Below are 19,456 nucleotides of genomic sequence, written 5' to 3'. Positions count from 1 at the left end.
TGTCTCCCCCGATGTCCGGCATCCGAAGGACGCCTTGTGGACACCTGACCGACACACGCCGGACCGGCTGCACCCGCCGGTTCATCGCGCGCACTAGGGTTGGCAGGTGACCGACGAACCACCCCTGCGCCGTCGGCCCACCGAAGACCTTCCGGGAAACGCACCCCAGCACCCGCCGTCGGCCCAGCCGCAGCTGGCAGGCGAGGGAGCCGACCCGGCCGACGGTGGGCCCGTTCCGCTGATCGCCCCGCGTGACGGCACCCCTGATCCGGTGGCCGCTCCGGCCGAGCTTGCCGAGGTCGTGGCCCGTTTCGCGGCGGGCACCGGCCCCGTCGCCCTGGACGCCGAGCGAGCCTCCGGTTACCGCTACAGCCAGCGCGCGTACCTGGTGCAACTGCGCCGGGCCGGCGCGGGTACGGCGCTGATCGACCCGCTGCCGCTGCCGGACCTCAGCACGCTGGACGCGGCGATCGGCGAGGCCGAGTGGGTGCTGCACGCTGCCAGTCAGGATCTGCCCTGCCTGGCCGAGGTGGGGCTGCGCCCGCGCCGGTTGTTCGACACCGAACTGGCTGCTCGGCTGGCCGGATTCGAGCGGGTCGGGCTGGCCGCGCTGACCGAGCAGCTACTCGGGTTCACCCTGGAGAAGCACCACTCGGCGGCCGACTGGTCGAGCCGACCGTTGCCCGAGTCGTGGCTGACGTACGCCGCTCTCGACGTGGAGCTGCTCACCGACCTGCGCGACGCGCTCGACGCCGAGCTGACCCGGCAGGGCAAGTCGGCCTGGGCCGCGGAGGAGTTCGCCGCGCTGGTCCGCACCGGGGCGCGCCCACCGCGGGTCCGCGCCGAGCCCTGGCGGCGCACGTCCGGCATCCACCGGCTGCGGGGAGCGCGGGCCCAGGCCCGGGTCCGCTCCATGTGGTACGCCCGGGACCAGATCGCCTCCCGGCGGGACGCCGCGCCCGGTCGGGTGTTGCCCGACTCGGCGATCATCGCCGCGGCCGAGTTGGACCCGAAGGACGAGAAGACCCTGCTGACCCTGCCCGGTTTCGGCGGCCGGTCGGTGCGGCGGTTGGCTCGCACCTGGCTCGCCGCGCTCGACGACGCCCGGCAGCTCCCGGAGGACTCCCTGCCGGTCTCCCCGACCGTGGAGGGCCCGCCCCCGCCGCACCGCTGGGCCGAACGGGACCCGGTGGCGGCTGGTCGACTGGCCCGCTGCCGGGAGGTGGTGATCCGCATCGCCGGTGAGCACAACCTGCCGCCGGAAAACCTGATCACGCCGGATTCGGTCCGCCGGTTGGCCTGGACCCCGCCGGAGGAGCTGACCGAGGAGACGGTCGCGGAGACCCTGCGCGGTCTCAACGCCCGCGAGTGGCAGATCGGCCTCCTCACACCCGACCTGACCGAAGCCCTGGACCCCACCCCCTGACCCCACGCTTCCGGCCCGGCGCTCGGGGGCGTGGGTCACCGGGCAGTGTGGGGTGGGCCACAGCGGGGGGTCGGGACGGGGTTGGTTACTGGCGAGTAGCATTTCGGGGGAACCTGCCCGTGTCGGCGACCCTTGGTTCAGTCCGCAGCGCCGCTCGGCGCGAAAGCCGGATCATGGTCGAATAGGAGGCTCAAGTGCCCCGTGAAGTTCGGGATGTCGTCTTCGTCGATGGCGTCCGTACCCCGTTCGGCAAGGCGGGTGGCATGTACGCCAACACCCGCGCCGACGATCTGGTGATCCGCTGCATCCGTGAGCTGCTGCGCCGCAACCCGCAGCTGCCCCCGGAGCGGGTCGAGGAGGTCGCCATCGCGGCCACCACCCAGATCGGTGACCAGGGCCTCACCATCGGCCGCACCGCCGCGCTGCTGGCGGGTCTGCCCAAGACCGTTCCCGGCTTCGCCATCGACCGCATGTGCGCCGGCGCGATGACCGCGGTGACCACCGTGGCCAGCGGCATCGCGATTGGCGCGTACGACATCGCCATCGCGGGTGGCGTCGAGCACATGGGCCGTCACCCGATGGGTGAGGGCGTCGACCCCAACCCGCGCATCATCGCGGAGAAGCTGGTCGACCCGTCCGCGCTGGTCATGGGCTCCACCGCGGAGAACCTGCACGACCTGGTCCCGCACATCACCAAGGCACGCACCGACGCGTTCGCGCTCGCCTCGCAGCAGAAGACCGCCAAGGCGTACGCCAACGGCAAGCTCCAGGACGACCTGGTGCCGATGTCGATCCGCGACGCCGAGGGTGGCTGGGGTCTGGCCACAGTGGACGAAGCCCCACGGGACACCTCGCTGGAGAAGCTCGCCACCCTGAAGACCCCGTTCCGCCCGCACGGCAAGGTCACCGCGGGCAACGCGGCCGGCCTGAACGACGGCGCCACCGCGAGCCTGCTCGCCGACGAGGCCACCGCCCGTGAGCTGGGCCTGCCGATCGCCATGCGGTTGGTGTCGTTCGGTTTCGTCGGTGTGGAGCCGGAGGTGATGGGCGTCGGCCCGATCCCGTCGACGGAGAAGGCGCTGCGCCTGGCCGGGCTCAGCATCGACGACATCGGCCTGTTCGAGCTGAACGAGGCGTTCGCCGTTCAGGTGCTCGCGTTCCTCGACCACTTCGGCATCGCCGACGACGACGCGCGGGTCAACCCGTGGGGCGGCGCGATCGCCATCGGTCACCCGCTGGCCTCCTCCGGCGTACGCCTGATGACCCAGTTGGCCCGCCAGTTCGCCGAGCACCCCGAGGTTCGCTACGGCCTCACTGCCATGTGCATCGGCATCGGCATGGGCGGCACGGTCATCTGGGAGAACCCGCACTGGACGGAGGGCAACAAGTGAGCGCGCTCGCCGCACCCAACGAGGTCGTCACCAAGGCGCTGCTTCGCCAGGTGAACGTGCCGGGGCTGGACCGTCCGGCCGCCCTGATCACGCTGGACAACGGCTTCGACCACACCAAGCCGAACACGTTCGGCCCCGGTGGTCTGGCCAGCCTGGACGAGGCGATCACCGCCGCGCTCGCCGCCGACCCGGCGTTCATCGCGGTGACCGGTAAGCCGTACATCTTCTGCGTGGGCGCGGACATCGTCGGCCTGCCGCAGCTCGCCGACCGCGCGCAGGCGCTGGAGATCGGCCGGCTGGGTCACCGGGTCTTCGCCCGACTCAAGGACAGCACCGTCCCCACCTTCGCCTTCGTCAACGGCGCGGCGATGGGCGGCGGCCTGGAGCTGGCGCTGCACTGCCACTACCGGACGCTCTCCGGTGGTGCGGCGGCTTTGGCCCTGCCCGAGGTCTCCCTCGGCCTGGTGCCGGGCTGGGGCGGCACCCAGCTGCTTCCGAACCTGATCGGCATTCCCGCCGCCACCCAGGTGATCATCCAGAACCCGCTCATGCAGAACAAGATGCTCAAGCCGAAGCAGGCCGCCGAGCTGGGCATCGCTGACATCCTGCTGGAGCCGGCCGACTTCCTCGAGCGGTCCCTGGAGTGGGCCGCCGGGGTGGTCCGGGGTCAGGTCACCGTGACCCGGCCCGAGGTCGACAAGGACATGTGGGCGGGCGTGCTCTACTTCGCCCGGGAGACGCTGAACCAGCGGCTGCACGGCGCGGTCCCGGCCGCGTACAAGGCGCTCGACCTGCTGGAGACGGCGAAGGACGGCGACTTCGCCGCCGGCACCGCCGCCGAGGACGAGGCCCTCGCAGACCTGGTCTTCTCCGAGGAGCTGCGCAGCGGTCTGTACGCCTTCGACCTGGTGCAGCGGCGGGCCAAGCGGCCGGCCGGTGCGCCGGACAAGGGCCTGGCCCGCACGATCACCAAGGTCGGCATCGTCGGCGCCGGCCTGATGGCCAGCCAGTTGGCGCTGCTGTTCGCCCGCCGCCTCCAGGTGCCGGTGGTGATGTCCGACCTCGACCAGTCCCGGGTGGACAAGGGCGTCGGCTACGTGCACACCCAGATCGAGAAGGCCGTCACCAAGGGCCGGATGGACAAGAACACCGCCGCCAAGCTGTACGGCCTGGTCAGCGGCACTGTCGACAAGAGCTCCTTCGCGGATGCCGACTTCGTCATCGAGGCGGTCTTCGAGGACCTGGGCGTCAAGAAGCAGGTCTGGTCCGAACTGGAGAAGATCGTCTCCCCGGAGGCGGTGCTCGCCACCAACACCAGTTCGCTGTCGATCACCGAGATGGCCGCCGAGCTGGAGCACCCGGAGCGGGTGGTCGGCTTCCACTTCTTCAACCCGGTGGCGGTGCTGCCGCTGCTGGAGATCGTCCGGGGCGAGCGCACCGACGACGTCACGCTGGCCACCGCGTTCGCGGTCGGCAAGCAGCTCAAGAAGTCGAGCGTGCTGGTCAAGGACGCTCCGGCGTTCGTGGTGAACCGGCTGCTCACCCGCTTCCTGGGCACCGTCTTCGCCGCTGTCGACCAGGGCACCCCGCTGGACGTGGCCAACAGCGCACTGGACCCGCTGGGCCTGCCGATGCGCCCGTTGGCCCTGCTCCAGCTGGTCGGTCCGGCCGTCGCGTACCACGTGGGCGGCACTCTGCACGCCGCGTACCCGGACCGGTTCGGTGTCAGCGAGAACCTCAAGCGGATCGCCGACTCGGGCCAACCGATCGTGGTCGACGACCAGGTCAACGACGAGGTGGCCAAGCTGCTCGTCGTCGGTGACCAGCCGCTGACCGCCGAGCAGGTGCGCCAGAACGCGCTCGACGCGCTCGCGCAGGAGATCCGGTTGATGCTGGACGAGGGCGTGGTCGCCGAGGCGCAGGACATCGACCTGTGCATGATCCTGGGCGCGGGTTGGCCGTTCCACCTGGGTGGGGTCACTCCATACCTGGACCGGACCGGCACGTCCGAGCGGGTCACCGGTCAGCGGTTCCTGCCGCGCGGGGCGGCGAGCCTGCCGGCCTGACCGATCGCAGCACCACCGTCGCGGTGGTCGGAGCGTCCCTCGTGGATGATCCGGCCACCGCGACTGTTTGTGATCACATGGCGGCTGGCAGGGGGCCTGTGCAGGGACAACGCCGGGGTCCTCGGCGGGTTAAGATCACGCGCTTTGCACCCCCAACTTGGAGCTGACTGAATGTCCCAGCCGCCGGCCAACCCTTACGGCCCGCCGCACGATTCCCCCACCCCGCCGCAGCAGCCCGGTCAGCCGGGCCAGCCGCAGCAGCCCGGTGGTTGGTCCCCGCCGCAGCAGCAGGGATTCCCGCCCGCGCAGCCGGGTCAGCCGTACGGCGATCCCAACCTGCTCGGTGCCCCGCAGCCGGTGAAGAAGAAGTCGAAAGCCGGCAAGATCGTGCTGATCGTGCTGGCCGTGGTGCTGGTGCTCTGCGTCGGCGGCGGGGTGATCACCTGGTTCGCGGTCAAGGGGCCGGTGGGCGACGTCGTGGACGCCAGCAAGACCCGGCTGGTCGCGCCGGCCACCCTCGCGGGCCGGCCGAAGGTCACCGACGCGCAGCTCCAGACGGCCGCCGATGAGCTGGTCCGCGAGATGAAGTCGTCGGTGCAGAACGAGACCAGCACGGTCGGCGCCTTCTACGGCGACCCGACCAAGCAGGACCTCGTCATGATCGCCGGCGCGTCCGGCCTGATGTCCGACCCGAAGAAGGAGATGGACGACGCCATCAGCGGGCTTTCCGCCCAGCTGACGGTGACCAACATGGTGGCCGTCGATCCCGGCCCACTCGGCGGTGAGGCGAGCTGCGGCGACGGCAAGGCGGAGAGCGTGCCGCTGGGCGTCTGCGTCTGGGCTGACAAGGGCAGCCTGGGCATGGTGGTCACGTACTTCAAGTCCGCCGAACAGGCCAAGGCCGAGTTCATCACGATCCGGGGCCAGGTCGAGCAGCGCTCCTGACAGGCGACGGGGCCCCGGCCACCCTCGGGTGGTCGGGGCCCCGTGCCGTGTCTGCCGAGCATCGGGGTGCCCATCCTGGTAAATACTTTGCCCTTGCGCTAAGTGTCGTCTCACGCAATACTTAGCCACATGGCACAGTTTTCGGCGCAGCTCGACGGCGTGTTCGTCGCCCTCGCCGACCCGACCCGGCGCTGGGTCATCCGACGCCTCGGCCACGGCCCGACGAGCGTCGGCGATCTCGCCCGCGAGTTCCCGATGACCCTTCCGTCGTTCATGAAGCACGTGCAGACGCTCGAATCGAACGGGCTGATCCGCACGACCAAGTCCGGCCGGGTGCGCACCTGCGTGCTCAATCGCGAGCGCCTCGCCCTCGTCGACGACTGGCTCGCGGAGCAGCGCCGGATCTGGGAAGAGCGCACGGATCGCCTCGAACGCCTCGTCACCGATCAGCAGGAGGATCAGCAGTGAATCCCGACCTGGATCTGACCATGACGCGGATCATCCGCGCCCCCCGTGCCGCCGTGTGGAGCGCCTGGACCGACCCGTCCCGCTTCGCGAAGTGGTGGATCCCGGCGCCGTCCCTGTGCCGCGTCGATCGCCTGGACGTGCGGCCCGGTGGCGCGCTGGTGACCCTACTGAGCGATGACGGGGTGGAGTTCGTCCCACACCTCGACGCGTGCTTCCTCGTCGTCGACGATCATGAACGGATCGTGTTCACGAACGTGATCGACAGCGCCTGGCGGCCCGCGAACCCTGCCCCGGTCCCGATGACCGCGGAGATCACCATGAGAGATCATCCGGACGGTACTGACTACCGGATCGTCGTCCGCCACGGTGATCCCGCCGCTCGTGACCTGCACGAGAAGATCGGCTTTGTGGACGGCTGGGGTTCGGTGACCGCACAACTCGCCGACATCGCCGAAGGCCAGGACGCGCCCTCACCGCGTTCCTGACCCGACGGTCGGGTCCCCGCCCGGGCAGCGTGGTGCCGGGGCCCCGACCGCCCGAGGGTGACCGGGGCCCCGAACCGTACGCCGGCCGTCAGACCGGTGCGTCGTCTCCCGCCGCGGCGCGCGCCGCCGCTGCCGCCGCCCGTTCGGCGGCGTTGCCGAGCACGCAGAACTCGTTGCCCTCCGGGTCGGCGAGCACCACCCAACCCCCGCCGGTCGGGCCGACGTGATCGGCGACGAGCGTCGCGCCGATGCCGAGCAGCCGCTCGACCTCCTCGGCCCGGGTGCGGTCGGCGGGTTGCAGGTCCAGGTGCAGTCGGTTCTTCACCGTCTTGCCCTCGGGCACGGCGAGGAAGAGCACCTCCGGGCCGCCCGGCGGTAGGAGCATCGCCTCCGGGTCACCGGGGAAGTCGTCGGGCTGCCGGGGGCAGTCGAAGACCTGCGCCCAGAAGCCGGCCAGGGCGTACGTGTCGTGACAGTCGATGCTGATGTTGTGGATCGTCGAACTCACAGCTGGTCCTCCACGGTGGTGGTAGCGAGACGTTCCCCAGCGCTGCGGACCACGCAGAACTCGTTCCCCTCGGGGTCGGCGAGCACCGCCCAACCCGTGCCGTCGGCGCGCCGACGGTCGGCGACCACTGTGGCACCGAGGCCGAGCACCCGCTCGACCTCCTCATCTCTGGTCCGGTCGACGGGTTCCAGGCAGATGTGGAGCCGGTTCTTGGTCACCTTCTCCTCCGGCACCTCTTGGAAGAACAGGTTCGGGGTGGCGTCGTCCGGCGGCAGCAGGGCCGCCTCCGGGTCACCCGGGGCGTCCTCGGAGTGCCGGGTGTACCCGAGCACGGCGGCCCAGAAGCCCGCCAGGGCGTACGTGTCGTGACAGTCAAAACTGATGTTGCGGATCCGTGGATACACGGGTGTTCCCTCCGTACGGGATGGGACGCTCCGCTTCCGGGAGTCAGCCGGCGCACACCCGGGGCGCGGAGTCATGATCGGTGGACATCGACGCACCCCCCTTCGCTTCCTGGCTGACGCCGTGATCTTGCCACCGGCCGAACGCCGCGCGCAACCCCCGTCATCCCTGGCCGGGCACCGACCCGTTGACCGGCGGAGCGTCCGCCGACGGGAGGGTGACAGTCACCTCCAGACCACCACCCGACTGCGCGATCACCCGTACGGTGCCGCCGTGCGCCGTGCAGACCGCCCGGACGATGGACAGCCCCAGGCCGGAGCCGCGGGCCCCGGTCCGTTCCCGGCCACCGCGACGGAACGGCTCGAACAGCCCCGGCACGTCGGCCTGGTCCACCTCGAAGCCGGTGTTGCCCACCACCAGCCAGGACCGGTCGCCGTCGGTGCCGGTGCGCACCCAGAGCCGGCCGTGCAGGTGGTTGTAGCGGACCGCGTTCTCGATGAGGTTGCCGGCCAACCGGTCGAGCAGCCCCGGGTCGCCGACCACCGGAGCGGACTCCAGTGACGTCTGGACCCGTAGCCCGATCCGTTCCACCTCCCGGCGCATCGCGGACAGCGCGTTGGCAGTGCCGGCGGCGAGGTCACACTCGGTACGCCGGCCCAACTGCCGCCCGGCCTGGGCCTCGCTGCGGGCCAGCACCAGCAGCGCGTCCACCAGGCCGTTGGCCCGCTCCGAGGCGTCACGGACCACTGTCGCCATCCGGCGGTATTCGGCGGCGTCCGCGTCGTCGTCGCTGAGCGTCACGTCGATCTCGGTGCGCATCACGGCGAGCGGGGTACGCAGCTCGTGCGAGGCGTTGGCCACGAAGCGCTTCTGCGCCTCGAAGGCGGACGCGATCCGGTCCAGCATGGCGTCGAACGTCTTGGCCAGCTCGGCCACCTCGTCGTCGGCGCCCGAGTAGCCGATCCGCTGGTCCAGGGTCGCCTCGCCGAGCCGCTGGGCGGTCGCGGTGACCTGGTGCAGTGGGCGTAGCGCCCGCCCGGCCACCGCGTACGCGCCGGCCACCCCGACGACGCTGATCGCCAACAGCGCGACGAGGCCCTTGGCCAGCAACTCCCCGGAGGCGGCATCGACGAGTTGCCGCTGCCACTGGGCGGCGTCCATCGACTCGCCGTCCGCCAGCAGCACGACCGTGCCGGGCAGCAACTCGTCGGTGGGTCGCAGCGCGTCACGGACCAGGAGCCAGGCCAGCAGCACCAGGATCGCACCGGCCCCGATCAGCAGCACACCGTTGAGCAGGGTCAGCCGCAACCGCAGGGTGGGCCGCAACCGGCGGCTCACGCGCCAACCTCGGCGGTGCGGTAACCCGCTCCGACCACCGTCTCGATCAGCGGCGGGTCGCCGAGCTTCTTGCGCAGCGTCATCACGGTGACCCGGACGATGGTGGTGAACGGGTCGGTGTTGGCGTCCCAGACCCGTTCCAGCAGCTCCTCGCTGGACACCACCGCGCCACGAGCCTTGAGCAGCTCGCTGAGCACCCCGAACTCCTTGTTGGTGAGGTCGACCGGCACGCCGGCGCGGGTGGCCACCCGACGGGCCGGGTCGAGCACGAGGTCGGCCAGTTCGAGCACCGGCGGCGCGGCCGGGGTCGCCCGCCGGCCCAGCGCCTGCACCCGGGCGACCAGCTCGTCGAACGCGAACGGTTTGGGCAGGTAGTCGTCCGCTCCGAGCTGCAGCCCCTCCACCCGGTCGGCCACCGTGCCGCTCGCGGTGAGCATCAGCACCCGGGTCAGCGCGCCGGAGGCGGCCAGCTCGGCGCAGATCTGGTCACCGTGCACGCCCGGCAGGTCCCGGTCGAGCACCACCACGTCGTACCGGGTGACGAACGCCGCCTCGTGGCCGGCGTCGCCGTCGTACGCCACGTCGACGGCCATCCCCCGCTTGCGCAACCCTCGCGCGATCGCGTCGGCGAGGTTGCGCTCGTCCTCCACCACCAGTACCCGCATCCCGGCCTCCTCGCTGCTGACCACCGACAACCTAGTGCCGGTCGGCAACCATCGTCCCTCGCCGCCCGCCACGGGCGGCGTTGCGGACCACCTCGGCGTACGCGATGCTGGCCCGCGGCACCGAGGGACGGACGGACCTGACATGACCATCGCGGCACCAACCACCGGGCGGGACATCGCCTACCGGGGTTTCCACCTGCCGGCCGACACGACGGCCGGCAACGGCGACGGCCTGCTCGCCACCGGTCGAGGGCTGGCCCTCGACGGCGTGAACCAGCAGGGCACCTGGACGTCGCCGCCGGTGCGGGTCGGCTTCCCCGTCAGCGAGGTGGTGCCGTCCTGGACCGCCGACACCCCGGCCGGCTGCTGGATCGAGGTCGAGCTGCGCGGCTGGCACGACGACGCGCCGAGCACCGGCTGGTACCGGTTGGCCCGCTGGGCGGCCGACGACCTGGCAGTTGAACGCACGTCGGTGCCCGGGCAGCGCGACGGCGACGCCCGGGTCGACACCGACACCCTGATCGTGACCGGCGCGACGGTCACCGGTTGGCAGGCGCGGGTCACCCTGTGCCGGCCGGCGGAAAGCCCGACCGGCCCGGTGCTGCGCAGCGTCGGCGCGGTCGCCACCGGTCCCACGGGCCCCGACCAGGGGTACGCGCAGCCCGCCTCGTCCCCAGCCTGGGGCCGGGTGCTGGACGTGCCCCGCTACTCGCAGCGGCTGCACGCCGGCCAGTACCCGCAGTGGGGAGGCGGCGGCGACTCCTGGTGCAGCCCCACCTGCACCTCGATGGTGCTCGCCCACTGGGGTGCCGAGCCGACCCCGGAGCACTACGCCTGGGTGGAGCCGCCCGGCCCGCGTCCGGTGGTGGTGCACGCCGCCCGACACTGCTACGACCACGCGTACGCCGGGGCGGGCAACTGGTCGTTCAACACCGCGTACGCCGGCCGGTACGGGGTGGACGCGTTCGTCACCCGGCTGCGGTCGCTGGTCGAGGCGGAGGCGTTCATCGCGGCCGGCATCCCCCTGATCGTCTCCGCCGCGTTCCGGGCCGACGAGGTGCCGGGGCTCGGGTACGACACGGCAGGGCACCTGATGGTGCTGGTCGGCTTCACCGTCGACGGCGACCCGGTGCTCAACGACCCGTACGCCCCGGACGACGACGCGGTCCGCCGTGCCGTGCCCCGGCAGCGGTTCGAGACGGTCTGGCAGCGTGGCAGCGGCGGTGTGGCGTACGTGTTGCGGCCCCCGTCGGTGCCGCTGCCCCCGCCGCCCGCTCAGGCCAACTGGTAGTCAGTCCGGCAACTTCCAGATCCGGTACGCGCCGGCCGGGGCGGCACCGCACACCAGGTGACCGTTTATCGCCTGACAGTTGCCGCCGGCCTGGGGCAGCACGTCCAGGATGCGCACCTTCCCGGCGCGGACGTCCACCTCGCCGACGATCACCCCTCCGTCGGGATGCTGTCGTGTGCCGATCAGCCGACCACCGACACTGAGTTGGTAGAGGTCCCACCGGCCCAGGTCGGCCAGCTCCCGGCCGGTCAGCGGATCGAGCACGGCGAAGTGCTCCGGCCCGTCTTCGCTGCTCAACACGTTGACCAGCAGCCGACCGTCGTACGGCCAGGCCCAACCCCATTGGCTGTTGCGCCAGCGCAACGCACCGGTCGTGGCGTCGATCGCCTGGAGTTCGTTGTTGCCGGTGCGCACACACAGGACGGGGCCACAGTCGAGCGCGAACTCCACCTGGACACCCGCGCGGCTCCAGCGTTGGTCGAGCTGGTCCAGCCCGTACCCGGTGACCGTGCCCGAGCCTCTGTCGATGGCCAGCAACAGATCCTTCGTCAGGTCCACTCTGATGGGACCACCGTCGGGCGGGCGCAGGTCTGCGCGGGCCAGCACCGCGCCGGTGGTCGCGTCGCGTACCTCGACCGGCCCGTTCGCCTGGTTGAGCACCACCCGGTCCACCCCGTGCCCGGTGTCCCGGATGTTGATCTCGGCGTTGACCGGGGGTAGCTGCCAGCGCACGGTGCCGCAGCACGGATCGACCGCACGCAGGGTGCTCGGCTCGGACTCACCGCCGGTACGCAGCAGCACGTTGCCGTCGGTCAGCTCAAAGACGCTGCCCGGCTGCTGCCACCGGTACGCCCCGGTCGCCCGGTCCAGAGCGACGGTGCGTGTCTCCCGACCCTCGGGGCCGATCTCGTACCCGGTGACAAGCATCATCCCGGCCAGTGGAGTCATTCCCCAGTATCGGGCCTCCGCCGACAGCGGCGCCTGCCAGACCGGCTCGCCGCCGGGCAGCCGATACGCGGCCAGCCGCCCCTGCCACCCCGGGCTTGTCGGCTCCATGACCAGAAGGAGGTCACCATCGATCAGAACGTCGGACCCGGGCTGGGCCGGCAGCGTCACCGGGGCCCGCCGGGGTGGCGGCACGGCGGAGGCAGCGAGCGTGAACAGCGCGAGGAGCAGGACCAGCGCGCAGCGCGGCTGCCGACCGCTGGCGCGGGGTGGGCGGGGTAACGGCTCCGGGTCCGTGCCGTGCCGCAGTTCGCCGAGGTCGATCACCGAGTCGCTCATCGCGTCAACCGCCACAACGCGGTCGCGCCGTCGACACGCTGGCAGAGCAGGACCGGCAGGGACGCCTGGCAGCTGCCGGCGATGACCCGGAGCACGTCGAGGATCCGCGCCTGACCGGCCACCAGGTCCAGCTCGGCGACGACCATCCGGCCGTCGGCCCCCTGGCGCAGGCCGACCAGCGGATCGTCCGGGCCGAGCACCGGCAGCAGGCCCCACGCGCCCAGCTCGGTCCTTACCTGCCCGGTCGCCGCGTCCCGCACCTCGTACCCCTGGCCGGGCCTGGCCATCAGCAACCGGCCGTACCGGACGTCGGCCAGGTTGTCCTGGCCCTGTTCGGACCAGCGCACCGCGCCGGTGGCGGGATCGAGCACCTGGAGGCCGCCGGTCTGCGGTACCGCACAGAGCAGACCGCCGCAGTCGACCACATGCGACACCAGCGTCACCTCGGCCGTCCATCGTGGCTCCAACTCGGCCAGCCCGTAGCTCACCAGCCGGGTGCTGCCGGGTGGGACGAGCAGCAGCAGGTCGTCGACGACCTGCACCCGCTGGTACGCCGACCGGTCACCGGGCAGTGTGTCGATGCTACGCAGCAGGCGGCCGGTGCCGGCGTCGTGCACCTGCACCTCGCCGGTCGGTTGCAGGAGCACGAACCGGTCGACCTGGCCCTCGGGAGTGAGGTGGTAGGACGGGTTGGCGGCCGGCGGGACCGACACCGACCAGAGCACCCGGCCGGTGTCGGGCTCGACCCCGCTCACCGCGCCCGACCCGTCCTCCCGGCCGTCGGTCACCAGCAGAGCGCCGCTGGCTGTCAGCTGGGGAGCACCAGGATGCTGCCAGCGTTGCCGGCCCGTGACGGTGTCGAACGCGGTGGTCTGGAACACCCTGTTCGGGGCGCTGACCGCCATCGTCAACACCAACCCTCGCTCGACCCGGACGTCCAGGTAGTCACCGGTGCGGACCAGCGGCGTCTGCCACCGCCGCCGCACGACTGTTCCGGATGGTGCCGGCTGGGCGTAGGCGGTCAGGTAGCGGTCCCCGTCGGGTGTCGGCGGGTCGATGACGAAGATGCCGTCCCCGGCCAGGTATGCCGTGGCCGTGGGCGACGCCGGCACGATGCTCACCGTTCGCTGCGGTGACGGCGTGGCGCCGACCAGCACCACCAGGCTGAGCACCAGCACCGCCGCACTGCGCAGCGGGCGACCGGCGGCGCGCGGGCGGCGGACCGCAGGCGCCGACGCCGGCTCCTCCCGGATCTCGCCCAGCTCGATGATCGACAACGATCGTCCTTCCGTCACCACTCAGGCTGACCGACGGGTGACCGTCCGGCAAACCGACCGTGAGCGCACCGGGCCGGCAAAAGCGACCGAACCACGCCTGTACGATGGCGCGTCGTGGCTGTGCCGGTGGTAGACCCTTCGCTGAATCCCCTGACCGACGCCGACCCGGCCGAGGCCGAGTCGACACGGCGGCCTCGACGCCGCCCGGCCCGAGCCGACCTGCTGGCCCTCGGAGCCTATGTCCTGGTGGGCGTCTTCGTCTGCCTCAACTACTGGGGTGACGTCACCGGCCGGGTCTCCTCGCACCTGCCCACCGACCACAGCTGGTTCGAGTGGCTGTTCGCGCACGGCGCGTACTCGGTGCGGCACCTGGAGAACCCGCTGTTCACGGCCCAGCAGAACGCCCCGGACGGGGTGAACATGATGGCCAACACCTCGCTGCTCGGGGTGACAGTGCCGCTGGCCCCGCTGACCATGCTGCTCGGCCCGCAGGTGATGTACGCGCTCTACCTCGGTGCGGCGCTGGCCGCCACCGCCGGCACCGGCTACTGGATGCTCTCCCGCCACCTGGTGCGCTCCCGGGCGGCGGCCTTCGTCGGCGGCGCGTTCCTCGGCTTCGCGCCGGGAATCATCCACCACGCCAACGGCCAGCCCAACTTCGTGTCCAACTTCCTGCTGCCGCTGATCGTGGTGCGGGTGCTGCGCCTCGGCGAGGCCGGCCGGTGGCGGCGCAACGGGTTGGTGCTCGGGGCGCTGGTGACGTACCAGATCTTCATCAACGAGGAGATGCTGCTGCTCACCGCGCTGGCCTGCCTGGTCGTCGTGCTGGCGTACGCCGTGCAGCGCCCGGCGGCCACCCGGGCCGTCGCCGGCACGTTCCTGGCCGGGCTCGGCGTCGCTGGCGGGCTGGCCCTGGTGCTCGCCGCGTACCCGATCTGGTTCCAGTTCAACGGCCCGCAGTCCTACCGGGGCCTGCAGGGTGGCGTCTTCCACAACTGGGGCGAGGACCTGGTCGCCTTCGTCACCTTCGCCCGGGACACCTGGGCCGGCGATCCGGCCGTGGAGAAGACGATCGGGTTGACCGAGCAGAACACCTGGTTCGGCTGGCCCCTGGTGCTGCTCTCGGTGGTCGCCCTGGTGCTGCTCGTACGCCGATCGTTGCCGGCCCGGATCGCCGCCGTGCTGATCGTCGTCTTCACAGTGGCGTCGATCGGGCCCCGGGTGCGGTTCAACGGCGTCGAGACCGGGGTGCGCGGCCCGTGGTCGTACGTGCCGGACGACCTGCCGCTGGTCGAGATGATGATGCCGACCCGGTTGACGCTGGTGGTGGCCGCTGCGGTGGGCGTACTGCTCGCGCTGACCTGGGACGCCGCGCACCGCCAGGGGCGCCCGGTGGCCGACCAGCCGCGGGTGCCGGGCCAGCGCGTCAGCGAGGCGGCCCCGGCGACGTCCGACGAGCCGAGCCCGCCCGCGCCGGTCGCGGCGGGCCGCCGGTGGCTGCGCCCGGTGGGGTACGCGGCTGTCGCCCTCGCCGTTCTGCCGCTCATTCCCCGGCCGCTGCCCGCCCAGCAGATCGACCCGCCACCGCACTTCATCAGCGCGGGCGGCTGGCGGCCGTACGTGCCGGCGGGTCGAACCCTGGTGCCGGTGCCGATCCCGAGCAACGTGCACGGCCTGCCGACGCTGCGGTGGAGTGCGCTGACCAGGCAGGAGTTCCCCGTCCCGGGCGGCTACTTCATCGGGCCGAACGAGCTGGGCGAGGGTGTCTTCGGCGCGCCGAACCGGCCCACCAGTACCCTCATCTACTCCACGATGGACGCCGGCGCAGTCCCGGTGCTCACCGACGAGAACCGCCGCCAGGCCGTCGAGGACCTGCGGTTCTGGCGGGCGTCGGTGGTCGTGCTCGGGGCGCATCCCCGCGAGGCGGTGCTGCGTGAGCTGGTCACCGGCCTGATCGGGCCGCCCCAGCGGGTCGACGACGTCTGGGTCTGGGACGTCCGCGCCCTGGTGAGCTGATCAGTCGACCCGGTTCCGGACGTCCCACATCCAGCCGCCGTCGACCGGGCGGCCCGGGCCGAGCAGGTCGTCGACGGTCCGACGGACCGGTTCGCCGTTGGTCAGCTGGCCGAGCACCACCACGGCGGCCCGCCAGTGCCGCAGATCCTCGACGGCCTGGCGGCGGTCGGCGTCGGTGAGCACCGGCGCCGTGCCGGTCTCGGCGACCCGCCGCAGCAGCACCGACGTGGGGCGGTCCGGCGCGCCCCAGCGGGCCGCCGGGTCGTCCGGGCCGCTCGGGCCGATGAAATAGCCGCCCGGCGTGGGAAACGCCAGACCGGTACGGGCGGACCAGAGCATCGCCGGGCTCTGCGCCGCGCCGGTGACCGGCGGTACGGCGACCACCGTCCGGCCGGGCGGCACCAGCGGACGCCACCCGCCGTCGGCGACGAACCCCGGCACCGGCGTGACAGGCACCACCCGGATCGGCGTCGGGACCAGCGGCAGCAACGCGGCGGCCACCGCGCCGGCCCAGAGCAGCCGCACCGGCAGCCCCGGTGCGGCCGACAGCCGGCGCGCCGTCCGCACCCGGTCCAGGGAGAGCGCCACCAGCACACCCAGCACCGGTACGCAGACCAGCGCGAACCGGGCCGGCACCGCAAGGTCGAGCAGGGGCAGCCCGGCGACCAGCCGGTACGGCCCCGGAATGCCGGTGGCGGTGCCGTCGACCCGCAGCTCGGTGCCGAGGGAGAGCAGCGCGAACAGCAGCCCACAGCCGGCCAGCGCGCGCACCAGCGGCCGTCGCCACAGCCAGATCACGATCACCACGGCGAGCACCAGCAGCCCCGGGCCGAAGAAGGAGTTCTCCTCGGTCGGGTTCGGCGCGAGCAGGCCCGGCAGCCAGTCGTCGCCGAGCACTGTCTGCCGGGCCGACGCGGTGAACGACGCGGCGTCCAACTGGAAGGCGTGCGTGGCGAACGCCATCCCGGAGTAGTGCTGCGGGCCGTGGAACTGGAACCACAGCGGGTATGCCAGCGGCACCGCCGCCACCCCGGCCGCCACCCCCAGCCGGCCGAGGAGGGCCGGGGCGAGCTGCCGGGCGGCCACCCGGTCGGCGAGCGCGTAGCCCAGCGCGAACACCCCCGCCGCGAGCGCCAGGAAGACCAGCACCTCCTCGCCGATGAAGACCTGCCAGACCAGCAGCAGCCCGAGGACGATGCCCGGCCGCCACACGCCGACGAGCCGGTGCGCCCGGTCCACGGCGGGCCGGAACACCAGGGCGAGGATCGGGGGCACCAGGAACTGCGCGGCGATGTGCAGGTGCGCGCCCGCCTGGGCGATCATTCCCGGGGCGAAACCGCAGATCAGCCCACCGACCGCAGCGGCGGAACGGGTGGTGACCAGCCGGCGGCGCAGCAGCGCGTACCAGGCGGCGGCCGTGCCGGCGAGGCAGCAGACGACCGCCACGCAGAACGCCACCTGCGATCCGAGGAGCAGGGTGACCGGGGTCAACGGGACACCCAGGCCGAGCACCGAGGTGTTCGCCATCAGGTTGACCCCGTCGGGCGCGTTCAACCCTGCACTGTGGAGGGGGTTGTCGCCCGCGACCACGGCGTGCGCCGCGTGGGTCAGCATCCACTCGAACAGGATCTGGTCGCCCGCCTGGTGGAACAGCCGCCACGGCTGGCCCCACTGGGCGCTGGTCAGCACCGCGGCCAGGCCCAGATAGCCGACCACCACCAGCAGGTCCCGCAGCCAGACCGGACGGGACGTGCGCACCACCGCCGGGGGCGAGGTGGCCGGGGACGTCGTCCCGGTGGTCATCAGACCGAACGGTCGGTCAGCGCCCGGACGTCCCACATCCAGACGTCCAGCTCCTGGCGGCCGGGGCCGACCAGGTCCTCGACGGTACGCCGCAACGGCTCGGCGTTCTGCTGACGGAGCGGCAGCACCAGGATCGCGGCTCGCCAGTGACGCAGCTCGTCGGCGAAGCGGCGGCGTTGCCGGTCGTCGAGCTTCGGCATCCGCCCGGTGGTCGCCACCTCCTCCAGCATCTGACCCACCCCGCTGGGTCGGCCGCCGAACCGACCCGCGTCACCGGTGTTGCCGTTGCGCGGGGCGAGGAAGTAACCGCCGGGGATCTTGAAGTCGAGGTTGGTGGCCGCCGCCCAGCGCATGCCGTGCGTGTTACCCATACTGGGCACCGGGATCGGCACCAGCGTCTGGTCCGGCCCGACGTATGCCCGCCAACGGTCGGCCGTGATGAAGTCCGGCACCGGCGGTCGGGAGACCATCCGCAGTGGCATCGGAGCGATCGGCAGCAGCGCGAACGCCAGGCCCGCCGCGGTGAGCGTCCGCACGGTGCGCCGGTCGGCCGGTCGCAACGCCCAGGCCCGCTCGACGGCGAGCGCGAGCAGCAGACCGATCACCACACTGGTGATCAGACCGAACCGGGTCGGCACCACCGCGTCCAGCAACGGCAGGTGGACCAGCAACTGCCACGGCCCGCTGACCAGCTCACGGTCCCACCAGGAGATCCGCTCACCGAGCGACAGGACGGCGAAGAACAGGCCGGTAACCGCGAGCGCCCGGACGATCAGCTCCCGGCGCAACCAGACCACGATGCCGACGGCGAGCATGGACAGGCTCCAGCCGAAGAACGCGTTCTCCTCCGAGTAGTTCGGCGCCAGGTTGATGTTGGCTCGCTGGTTGCCGCCGAGGGTGGGCGAGCCGGGGGCGAAGAAGGCGGCGATGTCGTTGCCGTAGTCCTTCACGGCATCGCTGAGCCCGTGGTAGGCCATCGGCCCGGCGAACTGCACGTACAGGGGGTACGCCAGCAGCGCCCCGGCCAGCAGCGTGCAGGTCACCACGCCGATGCCGAGCGGTCGCCAGGCCGCCGACCAGCGGGCGGGTTCCTGCGCGAGCACGGCCAGCAGGAACACCCCGCAGGCCAGGGCCGTGAAGAGCAGGATCTCCTCGTTGATGAACGCCTGCGCGGTGACCAGCAGGGCGAGCAGCGCCCCGTCCCGGACCGGCCGGCGGGAGCGGGTGAGCACCAGCACCCGCCAGACGATGAACGGCAGCAGGAACTGGCTGATGATGTTCGGGTGCCAACTGGCGTGCGACAGCATCGCGGGCGAGAAGCCGCAGAACCAGCCGCCGACCGCCGCCGCCAGCGGCGTACGCACCAGGTGGCGGGAGAGCATGAGGTACCAGGCCATGGCGGTGCCTGCGAGGCCCAGTGTCACCAGCACCACGAAGGAGACCGCCGGCCCGAAGAGCAGCGTCACCGGGACCATCGGGATGCCCAGCGCCAGCACGGCCGTGTTGGCCATCAGGTTGACGCCGTCGGGGTAGTTGAACTGCTCGGTGTAGAACGGGTACTCGCCGTGCAGCACCACGCGTACCGAGTGGGCGAGGAAGAACTGCACCTGGGCCGGGTCGCCGGTGTAGAGCGAGGCCACCCGTCCGGACGGGTCCAGCCAGATCCGACTGGTCACCCAGACCGCGGCGAGCAGGAACAGGCCACCCACGGCGAGGTGCTGCCGTCGCCGGGTCCAGCGACGCCACCATGGCCGCGTCGGTACGACCTCCGCGCCGTCGGCCACCGCCACGTCCTCCGCCGGCGCGTGCGGGGCCGCTGGCGCTGCGGGCTCGGACGGCGCTGCAGGCTCGGACGGCGTTGCGGGCTCGGACGGCGCATCCGGGTCCGTCGGTGTTGCGGGCTCGGCTGGTGCTTCGGTGGGGGCGGTGGCGGCGAAGAGGCCGCCCGGTGTGCGGTAGCTCACCATCTCGTCGGGGCCGGGTGCGGCCTCCGGGTGCGGCGCGGGCAGGGCGCGGGACTCGGCAGGCGTCACAGTCGGCGGAGTCTACCGGAGCAACGAAAACGCACTAAAGCCCCGGTGACGTCCATTG

At 72.0% G+C, this 19,456-nt stretch carries 16 protein-coding genes; 8 read left to right on the top strand and 8 right to left on the bottom strand.

The genetic code is table 11. The annotated features are described in order from the left end of the window. Positions 1 to 106 precede the first annotated feature (106 nt). The 6 genes from FBZ33_RS06575 to FBZ33_RS06550 all read left to right on the top strand — a co-directional run bounded on the left by FBZ33_RS06575 (position 107) and on the right by FBZ33_RS06550 (position 6,781). Entirely contained in the window at positions 107 to 1,426 is a 1,320-nt protein-coding gene (locus FBZ33_RS06575) for a ribonuclease D (protein WP_099851451.1), read from the top strand. A gap of 194 nt (positions 1,427 to 1,620) precedes the next feature. After that, positions 1,621 to 2,817 (top strand): thiolase family protein, encoded by a 1,197-nt coding sequence (locus tag FBZ33_RS06570; RefSeq protein WP_099851449.1) that lies wholly within the window; start codon positions 1,621 to 1,623, stop codon positions 2,815 to 2,817. Further along, positions 2,814 to 4,883, top strand: a complete 2,070-nt coding sequence (locus FBZ33_RS06565) for a 3-hydroxyacyl-CoA dehydrogenase NAD-binding domain-containing protein (protein ID WP_141908358.1) — start codon at positions 2,814 to 2,816, stop codon at positions 4,881 to 4,883. Before FBZ33_RS06570 ends, FBZ33_RS06565 begins: the two co-directional genes overlap by 4 nt. Before the next feature lie 171 nt (positions 4,884 to 5,054). Beyond that, the gene (locus FBZ33_RS06560; protein ID WP_141908357.1) at positions 5,055 to 5,828 is read left to right on the top strand and encodes a hypothetical protein; all 774 of its coding nucleotides are present in this window, start codon (positions 5,055 to 5,057) and stop codon (positions 5,826 to 5,828) included. A 129-nt stretch (positions 5,829 to 5,957) separates the two neighbouring features. After that, on the top strand, positions 5,958 to 6,296 hold the full coding sequence (locus tag FBZ33_RS06555; RefSeq protein WP_141908356.1) for a helix-turn-helix transcriptional regulator: 339 nt from the start codon (positions 5,958 to 5,960) through the stop codon (positions 6,294 to 6,296). Then, positions 6,293 to 6,781, top strand: a complete 489-nt coding sequence (locus FBZ33_RS06550) for an SRPBCC domain-containing protein (RefSeq protein WP_141908355.1) — start codon at positions 6,293 to 6,295, stop codon at positions 6,779 to 6,781. Before FBZ33_RS06555 ends, FBZ33_RS06550 begins: the two co-directional genes overlap by 4 nt. An 88-nt stretch (positions 6,782 to 6,869) precedes the next feature. Here the strand turns inward: FBZ33_RS06550 and FBZ33_RS06545 are convergent, their stop codons facing one another. The 4 genes from FBZ33_RS06545 to FBZ33_RS06530 all read right to left on the bottom strand — a co-directional run bounded on the left by FBZ33_RS06545 (position 6,870) and on the right by FBZ33_RS06530 (position 9,694). Next, on the bottom strand, positions 6,870 to 7,289 hold the full coding sequence (locus tag FBZ33_RS06545; protein ID WP_141908354.1) for a VOC family protein: 420 nt from the start codon (positions 7,287 to 7,289) through the stop codon (positions 6,870 to 6,872). Further along, entirely contained in the window at positions 7,286 to 7,693 is a 408-nt protein-coding gene (locus FBZ33_RS06540; protein WP_141908353.1) for a VOC family protein, read from the bottom strand. The genes FBZ33_RS06545 and FBZ33_RS06540 overlap by 4 nt, the downstream gene beginning before the upstream one ends. 160 nt (positions 7,694 to 7,853) lie before the next feature. Beyond that, on the bottom strand, positions 7,854 to 9,029 hold the full coding sequence (locus tag FBZ33_RS06535; RefSeq protein ID WP_141908352.1) for a cell wall metabolism sensor histidine kinase WalK: 1,176 nt from the start codon (positions 9,027 to 9,029) through the stop codon (positions 7,854 to 7,856). Then, on the bottom strand, positions 9,026 to 9,694 hold the full coding sequence (locus FBZ33_RS06530; protein WP_141908351.1) for a response regulator transcription factor: 669 nt from the start codon (positions 9,692 to 9,694) through the stop codon (positions 9,026 to 9,028). The genes FBZ33_RS06535 and FBZ33_RS06530 overlap by 4 nt, the downstream gene beginning before the upstream one ends. Before the next feature lie 142 nt (positions 9,695 to 9,836). Between FBZ33_RS06530 and FBZ33_RS06525 the strand changes: the two genes are divergently transcribed. After that, positions 9,837 to 10,985, top strand: coding sequence for a peptidase C39 family protein (locus tag FBZ33_RS06525; RefSeq protein WP_141908350.1), 1,149 nt, complete (start codon positions 9,837 to 9,839; stop codon positions 10,983 to 10,985). Here FBZ33_RS06525 and FBZ33_RS06520 read toward each other — a convergent pair whose 3' ends face one another. Together FBZ33_RS06520 and FBZ33_RS06515 are read right to left on the bottom strand one after the other, a co-directional pair. After that, the gene (locus tag FBZ33_RS06520) at positions 10,986 to 12,269 is read right to left on the bottom strand and encodes a PQQ-binding-like beta-propeller repeat protein (protein WP_185755224.1); all 1,284 of its coding nucleotides are present in this window, start codon (positions 12,267 to 12,269) and stop codon (positions 10,986 to 10,988) included. Next, positions 12,266 to 13,546 (bottom strand): PQQ-binding-like beta-propeller repeat protein, encoded by a 1,281-nt coding sequence (locus tag FBZ33_RS06515; protein WP_185755223.1) that lies wholly within the window; start codon positions 13,544 to 13,546, stop codon positions 12,266 to 12,268. Before FBZ33_RS06515 ends, FBZ33_RS06520 begins: the two co-directional genes overlap by 4 nt. A gap of 126 nt (positions 13,547 to 13,672) precedes the next feature. Here FBZ33_RS06515 and FBZ33_RS06510 point away from each other — a divergent pair, with 126 nt between their 5' ends. Continuing rightward, positions 13,673 to 15,562: a hypothetical protein gene (locus FBZ33_RS06510; protein ID WP_185755473.1), complete on the top strand. Its 1,890-nt coding sequence runs from the start codon at positions 13,673 to 13,675 to the stop codon at positions 15,560 to 15,562. On the opposite strand, the gene FBZ33_RS06505 is transcribed toward FBZ33_RS06510, so the two are convergent. Then, positions 15,563 to 17,365 (bottom strand): hypothetical protein, encoded by a 1,803-nt coding sequence (locus FBZ33_RS06505; protein ID WP_141908346.1) that lies wholly within the window; start codon positions 17,363 to 17,365, stop codon positions 15,563 to 15,565. It lies immediately after the preceding gene. Further along, positions 17,365 to 19,398, bottom strand: a complete 2,034-nt coding sequence (locus FBZ33_RS06500; protein WP_370452987.1) for a hypothetical protein — start codon at positions 19,396 to 19,398, stop codon at positions 17,365 to 17,367. Before FBZ33_RS06500 ends, FBZ33_RS06505 begins: the two co-directional genes overlap by 1 nt. Between the last annotated feature and the right edge of the window lie 58 nt (positions 19,399 to 19,456).

This window comes from Micromonospora sp. A202 (assembly GCF_006715105.1).
Taxonomy (GTDB): Bacteria; Actinomycetota; Actinomycetes; order Mycobacteriales; family Micromonosporaceae; genus Micromonospora; species Micromonospora zamorensis.
This window is presented reverse-complemented; position numbering and strand designations above follow the sequence as displayed.

What these genes read in the sequence shown, in the direction of transcription:
- FBZ33_RS06560 (WP_141908357.1), top strand. Translation starts at nt 5,055, where the DNA reads ATGTCCCAGCCGCCGGCCAACCCTTACGGCCCGCCGCACGATTCCCCC.
- FBZ33_RS06555 (WP_141908356.1), top strand. Translation starts at nt 5,958, where the DNA reads ATGGCACAGTTTTCGGCGCAGCTCGACGGCGTGTTCGTCGCCCTCGCC.
- FBZ33_RS06530 (WP_141908351.1), bottom strand. Translation starts at nt 9,694, where the DNA reads ATGCGGGTACTGGTGGTGGAGGACGAGCGCAACCTCGCCGACGCGATC.
- FBZ33_RS06525 (WP_141908350.1), top strand. Translation starts at nt 9,837, where the DNA reads ATGACCATCGCGGCACCAACCACCGGGCGGGACATCGCCTACCGGGGT.
- FBZ33_RS06520 (WP_185755224.1), bottom strand. Translation starts at nt 12,269, where the DNA reads ATGAGCGACTCGGTGATCGACCTCGGCGAACTGCGGCACGGCACGGAC.
- FBZ33_RS06505 (WP_141908346.1), bottom strand. Translation starts at nt 17,365, where the DNA reads ATGACCACCGGGACGACGTCCCCGGCCACCTCGCCCCCGGCGGTGGTG.